Raw genomic sequence first — 14646 nt, forward strand, 5'->3', positions numbered from 1 at the left:
GACCAAGCGGTACAGATGTTGTCTAGGACAATATTACACCGAAGGGATAAAAGCCCAGTCGGGTAGGTTTCGCTTGACCTACCTGACTGGGCTTTATTTATTCAAGGAGGGTTCTATATGAATGTAAAAAGGATATTTGTTGAAAAAAAAGAAGAGTTTAATGTAGAAGCAGGTAATCTGTATAGGGATTTTAAAGATTATTTGGAAGTGAAATCCTTAAGAAAAATAAGGGTCTTAAATGTTTATGATATTTTTAATGTGGAAGATGAAGTTTATAAGAAGATAGTTGAAAATATACTTTGGGAAAAAAGTCTAGATCATCTATATGAAACAACCCTTCCGTTGAATCCTGAGGATAAATTTTTTAGAGTTGAATTTGTCCCAGGCCAATATAACCAAAGGGAAGATTCAGCTAACCAATCTATTTATATGCTGTTAGGGAGAAAGGATATTAAGGTTAAGCATTCAAAGGTAATAGTCCTTGAAGGTGTAAATGATGAAGAATTAGATCTGATTAAAGATTATTATATAAATTCTGTAGAGATGAGAGAAATAGATATGGATTTTATCCATTATGAAAAATACGAAGAAGCTGAAGAGAAAACAGAATCAGTTGAAGGATTTATAGATATGGTAGAGGAAGAAATTCCTCTAATGAAAGAAAAGTATGGGCTTGGATTAGATATGGAAGATCTATTATTCACCCAGAAATATTTTAAAGAGGTGGAAAGAAGGAATCCAACTATAACTGAATTAAAGGTAATCGATACCTACTGGTCTGACCATTGCAGACATACTACCTTCATGACAGAAATAGAAGATGTAGAATTTGAAGAAAGTAAATACAAGCCTTTAATCGAGAAGGCCTTTGAAGAATATTTAAGTTCTAGAAATTATGTTTATGAAGACAAAGAAAAACCAATGTCTTTAATGGATTTAGCAACAATAAATATGAAGGAGATAAAGAAAAAGGGATTGCTGGATGATTTGGAAGAATCAGAAGAGATTAATGCAGCCAGTATAGAAATAGATGTAGATATTGAAGGCAGGATAGAAAAATGGCTTCTAATGTTTAAAAACGAAACCCATAACCATCCTACGGAGATAGAACCTTTTGGTGGAGCCTCTACATGTTTAGGAGGTTGTATAAGGGATCCCCTTTCCGGTAGAGCTTATGTATACCAAGCTATGAGAATAACAGGAGCCAGCGATCCAAGACAAAGCTTTGAAGATACATTAGTAGGAAAATTGCCCCAAAGGAAGATTACCCAATGGGCAATGGAAGGCTATAGTTCCTATGGAAACCAGATAGGCGTGCCAGCAGGCTTCGTTAGGGAAATATACCATGAAGGGTATATTGCCAAAAGGATGGAAGTAGGGGCTTTGGTAGCAGCAGCACCTAGGGAAAATGTAATAAGAAAATCACCTGAACCTGGCGACTTAGTGTTATTGGTAGGTGGTAGAACGGGAAAAGACGGATTAGGGGGTGCAGTAGGTTCTTCTAGAAAGCATACGGAAGAATCCTTGGAAACTGGTGGAGCGGAAGTTCAAAAGGGGAATCCTCCTCTTGAGAGGAAAATCCTTAGACTTTTTAGAAATAAAGATCTAAGTAGAATGATTAAAAAATGTAATGATTTTGGTGCCGGTGGTGTATCAGTGGCCATTGGAGAGCTAGCTCCAGGCCTAGAAATAGAATTAGATAGAGTACCTCTTAAATACCCTGGACTAGATGGAACGGAGATAGCCCTTTCTGAATCTCAGGAAAGGATGGCAGTGGTAATTGAAAAGGAAGATTTAGAATCCTTTATGGAATATGCAGAAGGGGAAGATTTAGAAGCTACAGTCGTTGCCACAGTTACTTCTGATAATAGATTATTAATGAATTGGCGAGGTAAACCTATAGTAGATATATCCAGAGAATTTCTAGATACAAATGGAATAAGGAAGAAGACCAGAGTAAGAGTAGAAGGGCCTGAGGAAGTTAGTTATTTACATGACATACCTTCCTATTTGGATGGAAAAGATATTAAAGAAAATTGGTTAAAGAATTTAACCTATTTGAACCACTCCAGTCAAAAAGGCCTTATAGAAAAATTTGACCATAGTGTAGGTTCTGGAACAGTCCTTATGCCTTTGGGAGGTAAATATAAATTGACCACTACCGAGGGGATGGCTGCCAAAATTCCTGTGCTGGAAGGTGAAACCAACACTTGTTCTTTAATGGCCTATGGATTCGACGCAAATCTTTCAAAATGGAGCCCTTTCCATGGAGGATTATACGCAGTCATTGAGTCCTTAGCTAAAATTACAGCTATGGGAGGGGATTTTAGAAAGGCCAGATTAACCTTCCAAGAGTATTTTGAAAGATTAAATGGGGAAGAGAAAAAATGGGGTAAACCCTTTGTTGCCCTATTAGGAGCTTTTATGGTGGAGAAGGAATTAGATATTCCAAGTATTGGCGGTAAGGATAGCATGTCTGGTACCTTTGAAGACATAGATGTACCCCCGACTATAATCAGCTTTGCTGTAACTGCCGATAAGGTAAAAAACATAATTTCACCAGAGTTTAAAGGGGTAGGCAATAATGTAGTATTCATTCCTTTAAAGATAGATGACAAGGGTATGGTGGATTTTGATCAATTGAAAAATAACTATATTAGGATTAAAGAATTAATAGATGATGGAAAGATATTGGCCGCTTCTACAGTAAAGTCTGGAGGAATTGCTAGAAGTATATCGGAGATGGCCTTTGGAAATAAAATAGGATTTAAATTCGTAAAAAACTATGATGAAAAGGAATTGTTCTTACCCTTATACGGTTCCCTAATAGTAGAAATGGAGGAAAGTCCAGAAAAGTTATTAGAAGGTATAGAATATGAATTACTAGGAACTACTGTAAAGGAAGAATGTATAGAAATCTCTAAAATAAAATTAGATTTAGAACTATTAATAGAAGAATGGACTAAGCCATTACAAGATGTATTCCCTATACATGTAGATTCTACCTATAAACCTAAAGGGATTCAGTATACTGAGGATAGGGCTAAAAAATCTAATATAAAAGTAGCAAAACCAAGGGTATTTATTCCAGTATTTACAGGAACCTTTGGAGAATACGATATGGGAAAATCCTTTGAAAGAGCAGGTGCCATAGTTGACACCTTTGTTTTTAGAACTTTAGATAGTAAAGCTATAGGTTATTCTTTTAAAGAAATGGCTAAAAGGATAAAAAAATCTCAAATAGTCGGATTTCCAGATGGAGCAATTCTAGGGGATGAACCAGATGGAGGAGGAAAATTATTAGCCAATATATTGAAAAACTCCTATATAGAAGAAGCTTTAATGGAATTGTTAAGAAATAAAGATGGCCTTATATTAGGAATTGGGAACGGGTTCCAAGGATTGATTAAATCCGGTCTTATACCTTATGGCAAGGTGAAGGATTTAGATGAAGATTCAATCAATATAACCTACAATACTTCTGGACATCATGTATCAACAATGGTTCAGGTAAAGATTGTGTCTAGTTTATCTCCTTGGTTTAACAATAGAAAGGTAGGAGATACTCAAGTATTGCCTCTATCTACTAAAGAAGGTAGAGTTGTTGGAAAGGAAAAAACTATTGAAGATCTTATAGAGAAAGGTCAAATAGCAACCCAATACCTAGATGAGAACCCAACTGGGTCCCTATACGGAATAGAAGGCCTAACAAGCCCTGATGGAAGAATTTTAGGTAGAGTTGCAAATTCAGATAGAATTGGCAAAGGCTTGTATAAAAACATAGAAAGAATGGAAGAGGAAAAGTTATTTAAAGCAGGAATTAGCTATTTTGGTTAATGGGATTCCCATTAACCAAGATAGAATTGTGAATTTTAAAAAGGAGGGCGTCTATCATGAAAGTCGGTATTGTTATGGGAAGTATTTCCGATAAAGATATAGTGGAAAAATCTGTTAAAATTCTTCAGAAATTTGGTGTTGATATAGAATTAAGAGTAATTTCTGCTCATAGGACTCCTTTTGAAGCTGCTGAATATGCAAAAACAGCAGAGGAAAGAGGGATAGAGGTAATAATTGCTGCAGCTGGTAAGGCGGCCCATTTAGCTGGTGTAATAGCTGGTATAACTCCCCTTCCAGTTATTGGGCTGCCTATAAAATCATCCACTATGGATGGATTAGACTCTCTATTGTCTGTAGTCCAAATGCCTAAAGGGGTTCCAGTAGCAACTGTAGCTATAAATGGAGCAGAAAATGCAGGTCTTTTGGCGGTACAAATTTTATCGGTAAAATATCCGGAATTAAGGGAAAAATTTAAAAAATATAAATTGGAAATGGCAGAAGAAGTTAGGGATATGGATAGGAAAGTGAAGGAGATTTAGTCAAACCGAAAGGGTGAAGGATTTGTGTGGAGTTTTTGGAATATACAGTAAAGAAAAAAGGGATATATCCAAGATAATCTATTATGGATTATATGCCCTTCAACATAGAGGCCAAGTTAGTGCAGGTATAGCTATCAACAATAATGGATATATAGATTATCATAAGGGCTTAGGATTGGCCCATGAAGTATTAGATAAAGAAGTATTAAATAGATTAAGAGGGAATATAGGAATTGGTCATATCAGGTCTGGAAGTCCAGTGGAGACTACTACTGCCAATGCAGAACCGCTGGTTGTAGGATATAAACAAGGCGCATTAGCCCTGGCCTATGATGGAAGTCTAGTAAATTATATGGAATTGAGGGAAAATATGGAAGACAATGGGGTAATATTCCAATCCTCTATTGATACAGAAGTAATAGCTAATTTAATTGCCAGGTACCATAGGGAGGATATAGAGCAGGCTATAATAAAAGCAGTAAAGGATATTAAAGGTTCCTATGCATTAGTGACCATGACCAATGATAGATTAATTGGAGTTAGGGACCCTTATGGGTTAAAGCCATTATGTATCGGGAAATTTGGTAAGGACTATATATTATCCTCTGAAACCTGTGCTCTAGATACTATAGGTGCAGAATTTGTAAGGGATGTAGAACCAGGAGAAATGGTAGTTATAATCGATGGGGATATTAAATCTGTAAGGACTAAGGAAGCAGAAGATAAGAATATTTGCCTATTTGAAATAATCTATTTAGCCAGGCCGGATAGTAAATTAGATGGGAAAAGTATATACCTTTTAAGACGGGAAGCAGGGCGTAATTTGGCTAAGGAATGTCCAGCAGAGGGAGATATAGTTATATCAGCTCCAGACTCTGGAACGGTGGCAGCCATTGGATATGCAGAAGAATCTAGGATTCCCTACGATGAAGGACTTATTAAAAATAGATATGTGGGAAGAACCTTTATACAGCCTACTCAAGAATTAAGGGAACAAGGAATTAGGATTAAATTGAATGTTTTAAAAGAAAATGTAGAAGGAAGAAGGGTAATACTTGTAGATGATTCCATAGTTCGAGGAACCACTATGAAGAGGATAGTAGGAATGTTGAAAGGTGCAGGAGCTAAAGAAGTCCATGTAAGGATTGCTGCTCCTCCAGTAAAATATCCTTGCAATTTAGGGATGCATACTCCAAAAAAGGAGAGCCTAATAGCAGGAAAAAAAACTGTCGATGAAATAAAGGATGTAATTGGTGCTGATTCCCTATGTTATCTATCTTTAGAAGGGTTGTTGGAAGCAGTAGGTGGAGAAAACAACTATTGTACTGGTTGTTTTAGCGGCCAGTACCCAGTGAACAAAGATTTATTATAGAGAGGAGAAAAGAACATGAAGCTTACCTATAAGGAGGCAGGAGTAGATAAGGAAGCTGGTTATAAGCAAGTCCAATTAATAAAAGATACCATAAAGAAGACCTATAGGGAAGGAGTATTATCAGATATTGGAGGATTTGCAGGCCTGTTCCAATTAAATACTAAATCCTATAAAGAACCAGTCTTAGTATCTGGTACCGATGGGGTTGGAACTAAGTTGAAAATAGCCTTTATGATGGACAAACACAATACCATTGGGGAAGATTGTGTAGCCATGTGTGTTAACGATATATTATGCCAAGGAGCAAAGCCTTTATTCTTCTTAGATTATATTGCTACAGGGAAGTTAATTCCAGAAAAGATGGCATCCATAGTAGAAGGTATTGCCAACGGTTGCATTAAAGGTGAGGCAGCTTTAATAGGTGGAGAAACGGCTGAAATGCCTGGTTTTTACAAAGAAGATGAATATGATTTAGCAGGATTCTGTGTAGGGATAGTGGATAGAAAGAATATAATCGATGGATCAAAGGTAGAAGAAGGAGATATTATTTTAGGTCTTCCATCTACTGGCATCCATAGCAACGGCTATTCCCTTGTTCGGAAGATAGTATTTGAAAAGATGAAATTCAGTGTAGAAAAATATATTCCTGAATTAAAATCTACTTTAGGAGAAGAGCTATTGAAGCCTACCAGAATATATACTAAAGCGGTATTACCCTTAATAGAAAAATATAATATTAAAGGTATAGTCCATATAACTGGTGGTGGATTCTATGAAAATATTCCTAGAATTATTCCCGATGGACTAATGGCTGGTATTGATGTTTCTAAGATAAATACTCCAGAAATATTCAATCTATTGGCTAAATGGGGAGATATAAGTGAAAAAGAGATGTATTCAACCTTTAATATGGGAATAGGAATGGTTTTAATAGTTGATAAGAATGAAATAGGGGAGATAACTAGTCAATTAAAAGAAATGGGTGAAGAATTTATCCAATTAGGAGAGATCCAAAGGGGAGAGGAGAAGGTTTCACTATGGTAAATATAGGGGTATTAATATCTGGCAGTGGAACCAATCTTCAGGCTATTATTGATAATATAAATAGAGGAGAAATTAAAGGGAAAATCCAGATAGTAATATCTAATAAGAAAGATGCCTATGGCCTAATAAGGGCAGAAAAGGCAGGAATTGAAACCTTATATATTAATAGGAAAGAATTTAACTCCGTAGAAGAATATAATAGAAGGATTTTAGATGAATTAAAAAGAAGAAAAATAGAATTAGTAGTTCTAGCCGGGTTTTTAAATATATTGACCCAAGAATTCATCGAAGAGTATAGGGGGCGAATAATAAATATTCACCCATCATTAATACCTAGTTTTTGCGGGAAAGGCTGTTATGGAGACAAGGTCCATCAAATGGTGTTAGATAGAGGAGTAAAGATTACAGGAGTAACAGTCCATTTTGTAGATGAGGGAACGGATACAGGCCCTATTATCCTTCAAAGTTCAGTGAAGGTAGCAGAGGATGACACGGTAGAAACCTTGAAGGAAAGGGTGTTAAAGGTGGAGCACGAACTATTGCCTAAGGCTATAAGGCTTTATTGTGAAGGTAGACTAGTTATTGAAGGAAAAAAAGTAAGGATCAAATAGAGGTGATTAAATGAAAAGGGCATTGATAAGCGTTTATGATAAAAAAGGGGTTATTGAGTTTTCTAAAGAACTTATTGCATTAGGTTGGGAAATAATCTCTACTGGAGGAACTAGTAAGGTTTTAAAGGAAGCGGGTATTGATATTATTGATATAGAAGAGATTACAAAATTTCCTGAAATATTAGATGGAAGAGTAAAGACTCTCCATCCTAATATTCATGGAGGGTTATTATATAAGAGAGAGGATGAAGAACATATAAAAACTTTGGAGAATTTAAATATACATTCCATAGATATGGTTGTAAACAATCTATATCCCTTTGAAGAGACGGTAAAAAAAGAAGGGGTAGGCCATGATGAGATTATGGAAAATATAGATATTGGTGGTCCATCCATGATTAGGGCTGCAGCAAAAAACTATAAATACGTAACAGTTGTCATAGATCCTTCCGATTATAGTAAAGTTTTAGAGGAGTTGAAATCAGAAGGGGATACTTCTATGGAATTGAGAAGGGCATTAGCTAGGAAGGTATTCCAATATACTGCCTATTATGATTCCTTGATTGCCAAATATTTTAACAGTTTAGACTCTATAGAGTTTCCAGAGTTCATAACCTTATCTTTTAAGGATAAAGATAGTTTAAGATACGGAGAAAACCCTCATCAAAAGGCAGCTTTTTATAGGGAAATAAATGATTTAGAGGGGACTATTGCAGGCGCTATCCAACTCCACGGAAAGGAACTATCTTTTAACAATATTAATGATGGAAACGGAACTTTAGAGATTTTGAAGGAATTTGATGAACCTACAGTAGTGGCGGTAAAACACGCTAATCCCTGTGGTATAGGCAGTGGAGAAAATTTATTAGAAGCCTATAATAAGGCCTATGAATCCGATAAAATATCTATATTTGGTGGAATAATAGGAGCCAATAGGGAAATAGATGAGGAAGTGGCAAAGAGGATTAATGATATATTCATTGAGATAGTCATGGCACCCTCCTATTCTGAAAAGGCTTTAGAAATCCTTACCTCTAAAAAGAATATAAGGATTCTTCAAATTCCCAACATAATGAGGAAAGAATATCCTTTCCTGGATATAAAAAAAGTCCTTGGAGGAATACTAATCCAGGAAAGGGATATAAGATTTTTAGGGGAGGAATTAAAAGTAGTTACCGATAGGAAGCCTACTGAAGCTGAAATGGAAGATTTACTCTTTGGATGGAAGGCAGTAAAAGGGGTTAAATCTAACGGGGTATTATTGGTAAAGGATAAAGGTACCATAGGTATTGGCATGGGAGAGGTAAACCGAGTATGGGCAGTAAAGGCTGCCATTGAAAGGGCTGGAGAAAAGGTAAAAGGCTCCGTATTGGCTTCCGATGGATTTTTCCCTTTTAAAGACTCTGTAGAAGCTTTAGCCAAAGCCGGAGTAACAGCCATAATTCAACCTGGAGGTTCTTTAAGAGATAAGGAATCTATAGAGGAAGCAAATAGAAATGGTATAGCTATGGTATTTACAGGTATGAGACATTTTAAACATTAAGGAGGGTTACTATGAAGGTTCTAGTCCTAGGTAGTGGCGGTAGGGAACATGCTCTTTGTTGGAAAATAGCTAAAAGCCCTAAGGTATCTAAAGTTTACTGTGCTCCAGGTAATGGAGGAATAAAGGAGATAGCCGAAAACGTGGATATATCATTAGAAGATATGGACGGTCTATTGGATTTTGCAATACGAGAAAAAATAGATCTAACGGTAGTAGGGCCAGAAGGGCCTTTAGTTATGGGCATAGTAAATAGGTTTAGTGAAAAGGGACTAAAGATATTTGGAGTAAATAAGAAGGCAGCTCAACTGGAAGGATCTAAGGTATACGCTAAAGAGTTTATGGAAAAATACAATATACCTACTGCCAAATATAGAAGATATACAGATAGTGAAAAGGCTATTGAAGAATTGGATATGTTTAATTATCCGCTGGTAATAAAGGCAGATGGATTGTGTTTAGGGAAAGGTGTAGTAATTTGCAATGGGAAAGAGGAAACTATAGATAGTATAAACCAAATGATGAAGGACAAAGTATTTGGTTCTGCTGGAGAGACTATAATAATTGAAGAATTTTTAGAAGGAGTTGAAGCATCTCTATTATGCTTTGTATCTAATGGGAAAATAATCCCTATGGAAAGCGCTAAGGATTATAAACAGATATTTGAAGGAGATGAAGGACCTAATACTGGTGGAGTAGGTTGTTATTCTCCAAATCCATTATTCAATCCTGAATTAGAAAGAATAATTGAAGAAAAAATACTTAAAAAAATTGAAATAGGTTTAAGGGGAGAGAGAATAGACTATAATGGCATATTGTTCATAGGGTTAATGATAACTAAGGATGGACCTAAAGTATTGGAGTTTAACGTGCGATTTGGGGATCCAGAAACAGAGGTTTTAATTCCGAGACTTAAATCCGATATAATAGATATTTTTGAAAAAACATTGGAAGGCAGTTTATTGAAAGAGGATTTGATTTGGAGAGATGAAAAATGTGTAACGGTAGTAGCTACATCGAAAGGCTATCCTGGAAAGTATGAAAAAGGCAAGGAGATTAGAGGGCTTAAGGATGTAGATGAAGATATAATAATATTCCACAATGGAACAGTAGAAAAGGAGGGGAGACTATATACTAATGGTGGTCGAGTAATATCCATAACCGCCTTAGGGGATACTTTAGAAGAAGCCAGAGAGAAAATATATGAAAACCTAAACAAAATCAAATTTGATGGGATGTATTTTAGAAAGGATATAGCAAAAATTGACTAAGATTAAGGAGGACTTATAATGGAAAATTATTTTAAATTAAAGGAGCATCATACTGACAAGAGAACTGAAATACTTGCAGGAATTACTACTTTTATGACTATGGCTTATATTTTAATAGTAAATCCAGATATTTTATCGAAAACTGGTATGGATGTAGGAGGAGTATTTACAGCAACGGCCTTATCTGCATTTATTGCAACTATGATAATGGCTTTTTATGCAAAATATCCCTTTGCCTTAGCACCAGGCATGGGACTTAATGCTTTTTTTGCTTTTACTGTAGTTTTAGGTCCTATGGGAAAATCATGGCAATTTGCTTTAACCGCTGTATTGATTGAAGGTATTATATTTATACTATTATCCTTGGTAAAGGCTAGGGAAGCAATATTTAATGCAATCCCTATGAACTTGAAAAATGCGGTTTCTGTAGGTATAGGACTCTTTATTGCATTTATTGGCCTTTCTGGAGCAGAGATTATTGTAGCAGGAGACGGAGTATTAATAGGTTTAGGAAATCTTAAGGACCCAGCTCCAATCCTAGCAATTATAGGCTTGGTAATTACTGGAATATTATTAGCTAAGAATGTTAGAGGTGCTTTGTTAATTGGTATTCTTCTAACTACCATAATAGGCATACCCATGGGAGTTACCGTGTTACCGGAAGGATTTGGTTTAAAAAGTATTGTAAGCTTACCTCCATCTTTAAAATCTGTTGCATTCCAATTTGTTGGATGGGAAGAGATATTTTCACTAGATATGTTGGTAGTAGTATTTACATTTTTATTTGTAGATATATTTGATACAGTAGGGACTTTAGTAGGTGTAGCTTCAAAAGCAGAGATGTTAGATGAAGAAGGAAGACTTCCTAGAGTAAGTAATGCGTTGATGGCAGATGCAATAGGAACAGTAGCTGGCGCCTGCTTAGGAACTAGTACTGTTACCACCTATGTAGAATCGGCATCAGGGGTAGCAGAGGGAGGAAGGACTGGCCTTACCGCCTTTAGCACAGCTATAATGTTTGGATTATCTTTATTCTTTGCTCCCATATTTACCATGGTACCATCAGCAGCTACTGCTCCTGTTTTAGTAATTGTAGGATTATTTATGATGAGTCCAATAAAGAAAATCGATTTAGATGATTATACCGAAGCTATTCCTGCTTTTTTAACCATAATAATGATGCCTTTTGCTTATAGTATTGCAGAAGGTATAGTATTTGGCATGGTATCCTATGTAGTGTTGAAACTTCTTACTGGTAAGGGGAAGGAAGTATCTTTTGTTATGTATTTATTAGCATTATTATTTATTTTAAGAATCGCTTTATCCTAAATTAAAGGTGGCATTTAAAAATGCCACCTTTAATTTTTTATTACTGCAATCTAAATATTGTTATTAAGCATAAAAAAATGTCAAAAAATAAACAATATTTGGCTAAAAAGTTATATTATATTTTGGTTTATTAAATTAATTTGATAAATTCTATATAATAAGAAATTAATATTTAACAAAACTCTAGACATATTAACATTTTTTGCAAGCTCGATATAAAAATTACCTCTGACTATGAATAACTTAATAGGATTTAAAAAACTATTGGTCCACGCTTTATTTAGACACAATTATCGTTTAACTTTGACATGAATTAAGGACAGGTAAAATATATAATTAATATTTTTGGCATATTGGCTTGAAAACGTTAGTATTATTAATGGTTTTAAGGTTGATATGATTTCTAATCATATTAATATATTGCCGAGGATCACATTTATTTTATTTAAAGGATAATATTTTTTATTCATAGGTTAGTGGAATGATTTTTATTTAAGTTTGCAGAAGGAAATGAGAAAAAAGATGTAAATAGTTTTCCAAGACTAAGTGTCTATGATTTAATTGCCGACCCTTTATACGTTAACAAAGATGTAGTCCCTAAAAATCAAATTGGTGAACTGATTAAACGTACTATGAAACTTGTAGGTCTAGAGAAAAGATTGATTAATTCATTCATTCATTCCCTCACGAACTAGATGGTAGTATTCAATCAAAAATATTGAATCTATTAGATGAATTATGAGAAGAACTAGGTCTTACCTATATATTTGTTGCCTATAACTTAAGTGTTGTTAAACATATAAGCGATAGAATTGCAGTAATGTACTTGGGAAATATAGTAGAATTAACTGATTATAAGAGCATATCTACAGATCCACTTCATCCATATTCACAAGCTCTACTATCTGCTATCCCAATTCCAAAGGTTGGCCTAAAAGGGGAACGTATAGTTTTAGAAGGGGATGTTCCGAGTCCAATTGATCCAGGTCCAGGATGTGTATTCTATGGTAGATGTCGTCATAGAAAAGATATTTGTAAAGAAGCTAAACCTAAATTTGAAGAAAAAAACCAGGTCATTATGTAGCTTGCCATTTAATATAATAAAAAGATTAGCTCTTTCCCAGTTAAGAATATAAAGTAACAAACTGGGAAGGCGCATTTTTATTTATTTATTAGAAAAGTATTTCAAAAAGTCCCAAAAATTTGATATAATACTATATAGTTGTATAAAACAATCTAAAATTTTATGAAAATTGAACAATATAATAGCACAAGTTAAAACAATATTTATATTTGTATATAATAAAAACTAGGATACATACTATTTATATTTGGAAAGTTAAGTTTAATATTTGGTCAAGGATTAAATTATAAATATAAGGAGGTATATTTGTGAAAACGGATGTTCAAATCGCTCAAGAAGCAAAAATGCTCCCAATTACGGAGGTGGCAGAAAAGATAGGATTAAAAGAGGACGATCTAGTACATTATGGTAAATATAAAGCAAAAGTAAATTTAGATGTATTGGAAAAATTGAAGGATAAAGAGGATGGAAAATTGATTCTTGTTACTGCCATCAATCCAACTCCAGCTGGTGAAGGTAAAACTACAGTAAATATAGGTTTGAGTATGGCATTGAATAAAATAGGTAAAAAAGCAGTAACTGCATTGAGAGAGCCTTCTTTAGGACCTAGTTTTGGTATTAAAGGTGGAGCAGCTGGTGGAGGATATGCTCAAGTTGTACCTATGGAAGATATAAATCTACACTTTACTGGTGATTTCCATGCAATTACTACAGCTCATAACCTAATTTCTGCTTTGTTGGATAACCATATTCATCAAGGGAATGCATTGAATATCGATCCAAGAAGGGTAGTATGGAAAAGAGTTCTTGATATGAACGATAGAGCATTAAGAAATATAGTTGTAGGATTAGGCGGTAGACCAAACGGTGTACCTAGAGAAGATGGATTTGATATAACAGTTGCTTCAGAAATAATGGCAATTTTCTGTTTATCAAAGGATTTAGAGGATTTCAAAGAGAGAATTGGAAATATATTAGTAGCATATAAATATGATGGAAGCCCTGTATTTGCTAAGGATTTAAAGGCACAGGGAGCAGTAGCTTTACTTATGAAAGATGCTATCAATCCTAACCTTGTTCAGACATTAGAAAATACTCCAGCACTTATTCATGGTGGACCTTTTGCAAATATTGCCCATGGATGTAACTCAATGTTAGCCACAAAATTAGCTCTAAAACTTGCTGATTACACAGTTACAGAGGCTGGATTCGGTGCTGACTTAGGTGCAGAGAAATTCTTTGATATAAAAGCTAGATTTGGCGATTTGAAACCAGATGCGGCTGTAATCGTTGCTACAGTTAGAGCATTGAAACATCATGGTGGGGTTAAAAAGGATGAACTAGGAAATGAAAATTTAGATGCTTTAGCAAAAGGGTTTGAAAACTTAGAAAAACATATAGAAAATGTTAATAAATTTGGTGTGCCTGCAGTAGTGGCAATTAATAGATTCCCTACAGATACAGAAGCTGAATTAGAATATGTGAAGGAGAGAGCTGAAGAACTAGGTTCAGTAGCAGTACTTACAGAAGTTTGGGGTAAAGGTGGAGACGGTGGAATCGAATTAGCTAAGACGGTAGTAGAAATAGTAGAAAGCAAACCTTCAAACTTTAAACCAATATATGATTCTAATGAATCCATAAGGGATAAAATCAATACTATAGCTAAGGAAGTTTATGGAGCTGATGGTGTTGAATTTACAAAATCCTGTGAAAAGAAAATAAAACAAATTGAAGAACTTGGATTAGATAAGATGCCAATCTGTATGGCAAAAACTCAATATTCATTATCCGATGATCCAACATTATTAGCAAGACCAGAAGGATTTAAAATAACTGTAAGAGATATAAGAGTATCTAATGGCGCAGGTTTCCTTGTTGCATTAACTGGGGAAATAATGACTATGCCAGGATTACCAAAAGTGCCAGCTGCCAATAATATAGATATATTGGAAAGTGGAGAAATAGTAGGATTATTTTAGATAAAAAAGTCTGGGGGATATTCTCTCCAGACTTTTTTGG

At 34.9% G+C, this 14646-nt stretch carries 10 protein-coding genes; all 10 read left to right on the plus strand.

The genetic code is table 11. The features are described from left to right. Window positions 1-117: 117 nt before the first annotated feature. A complete protein-coding gene (locus tag CUL_RS0106810) occupies window positions 118-3837 on the plus strand; it encodes a phosphoribosylformylglycinamidine synthase (protein WP_025640891.1) in 3720 nt (1239 codons plus the stop codon). Window positions 3838-3893: 56 nt separating this feature from the next. After that, window positions 3894-4376, plus strand: coding sequence for a 5-(carboxyamino)imidazole ribonucleotide mutase (gene purE / locus CUL_RS0106815; RefSeq protein WP_025640892.1), 483 nt, complete (start codon window positions 3894-3896; stop codon window positions 4374-4376). A gap of 13 nt (window positions 4377-4389) precedes the next feature. Continuing rightward, entirely contained in the window at window positions 4390-5748 is a 1359-nt protein-coding gene (gene purF / locus CUL_RS0106820) for an amidophosphoribosyltransferase (RefSeq protein WP_025640893.1), read from the plus strand. A 15-nt stretch (window positions 5749-5763) separates the two neighbouring features. Further along, window positions 5764-6792, plus strand: a complete 1029-nt coding sequence (gene purM, locus CUL_RS0106825) for a phosphoribosylformylglycinamidine cyclo-ligase (protein WP_005585995.1) — start codon at window positions 5764-5766, stop codon at window positions 6790-6792. After that, window positions 6786-7403, plus strand: coding sequence for a phosphoribosylglycinamide formyltransferase (gene purN / locus CUL_RS0106830; RefSeq protein ID WP_025640894.1), 618 nt, complete (start codon window positions 6786-6788; stop codon window positions 7401-7403). The genes purM and purN overlap by 7 nt, the downstream gene beginning before the upstream one ends. Before the next feature lie 10 nt (window positions 7404-7413). Beyond that, complete coding sequence (gene purH / locus CUL_RS0106835; protein ID WP_025640895.1) at window positions 7414-8946, plus strand: bifunctional phosphoribosylaminoimidazolecarboxamide formyltransferase/IMP cyclohydrolase; 1533 nt, start codon at window positions 7414-7416, stop codon at window positions 8944-8946. Window positions 8947-8957: 11 nt separating this feature from the next. Continuing rightward, window positions 8958-10214, plus strand: a complete 1257-nt coding sequence (gene purD, locus CUL_RS0106840; protein WP_025640896.1) for a phosphoribosylamine--glycine ligase — start codon at window positions 8958-8960, stop codon at window positions 10212-10214. An 18-nt stretch (window positions 10215-10232) separates the two neighbouring features. Then, a complete protein-coding gene (locus CUL_RS0106845; protein ID WP_025640897.1) occupies window positions 10233-11543 on the plus strand; it encodes an NCS2 family permease in 1311 nt (436 codons plus the stop codon). 826 nt (window positions 11544-12369) lie between these two features. Further along, window positions 12370-12627 (plus strand): oligopeptide/dipeptide ABC transporter ATP-binding protein, encoded by a 258-nt coding sequence (locus CUL_RS19715; RefSeq protein ID WP_025640898.1) that lies wholly within the window; start codon window positions 12370-12372, stop codon window positions 12625-12627. Between the two features lie 308 nt (window positions 12628-12935). After that, window positions 12936-14606 carry a formate--tetrahydrofolate ligase gene (locus tag CUL_RS0106855; protein ID WP_005586003.1) on the plus strand — a complete coding sequence of 557 codons (1671 nt, stop codon included), beginning with the start codon at window positions 12936-12938 and terminating at the stop codon, window positions 14604-14606. The last annotated feature ends 40 nt before the right edge of the window (window positions 14607-14646 follow it).

Origin of the sequence: [Clostridium] ultunense DSM 10521, from assembly GCF_000511955.1 — a bacterium.
GTDB classification, from domain to species: Bacteria; Bacillota; Clostridia; order Tissierellales; family Tepidimicrobiaceae; genus Schnuerera; species Schnuerera ultunensis.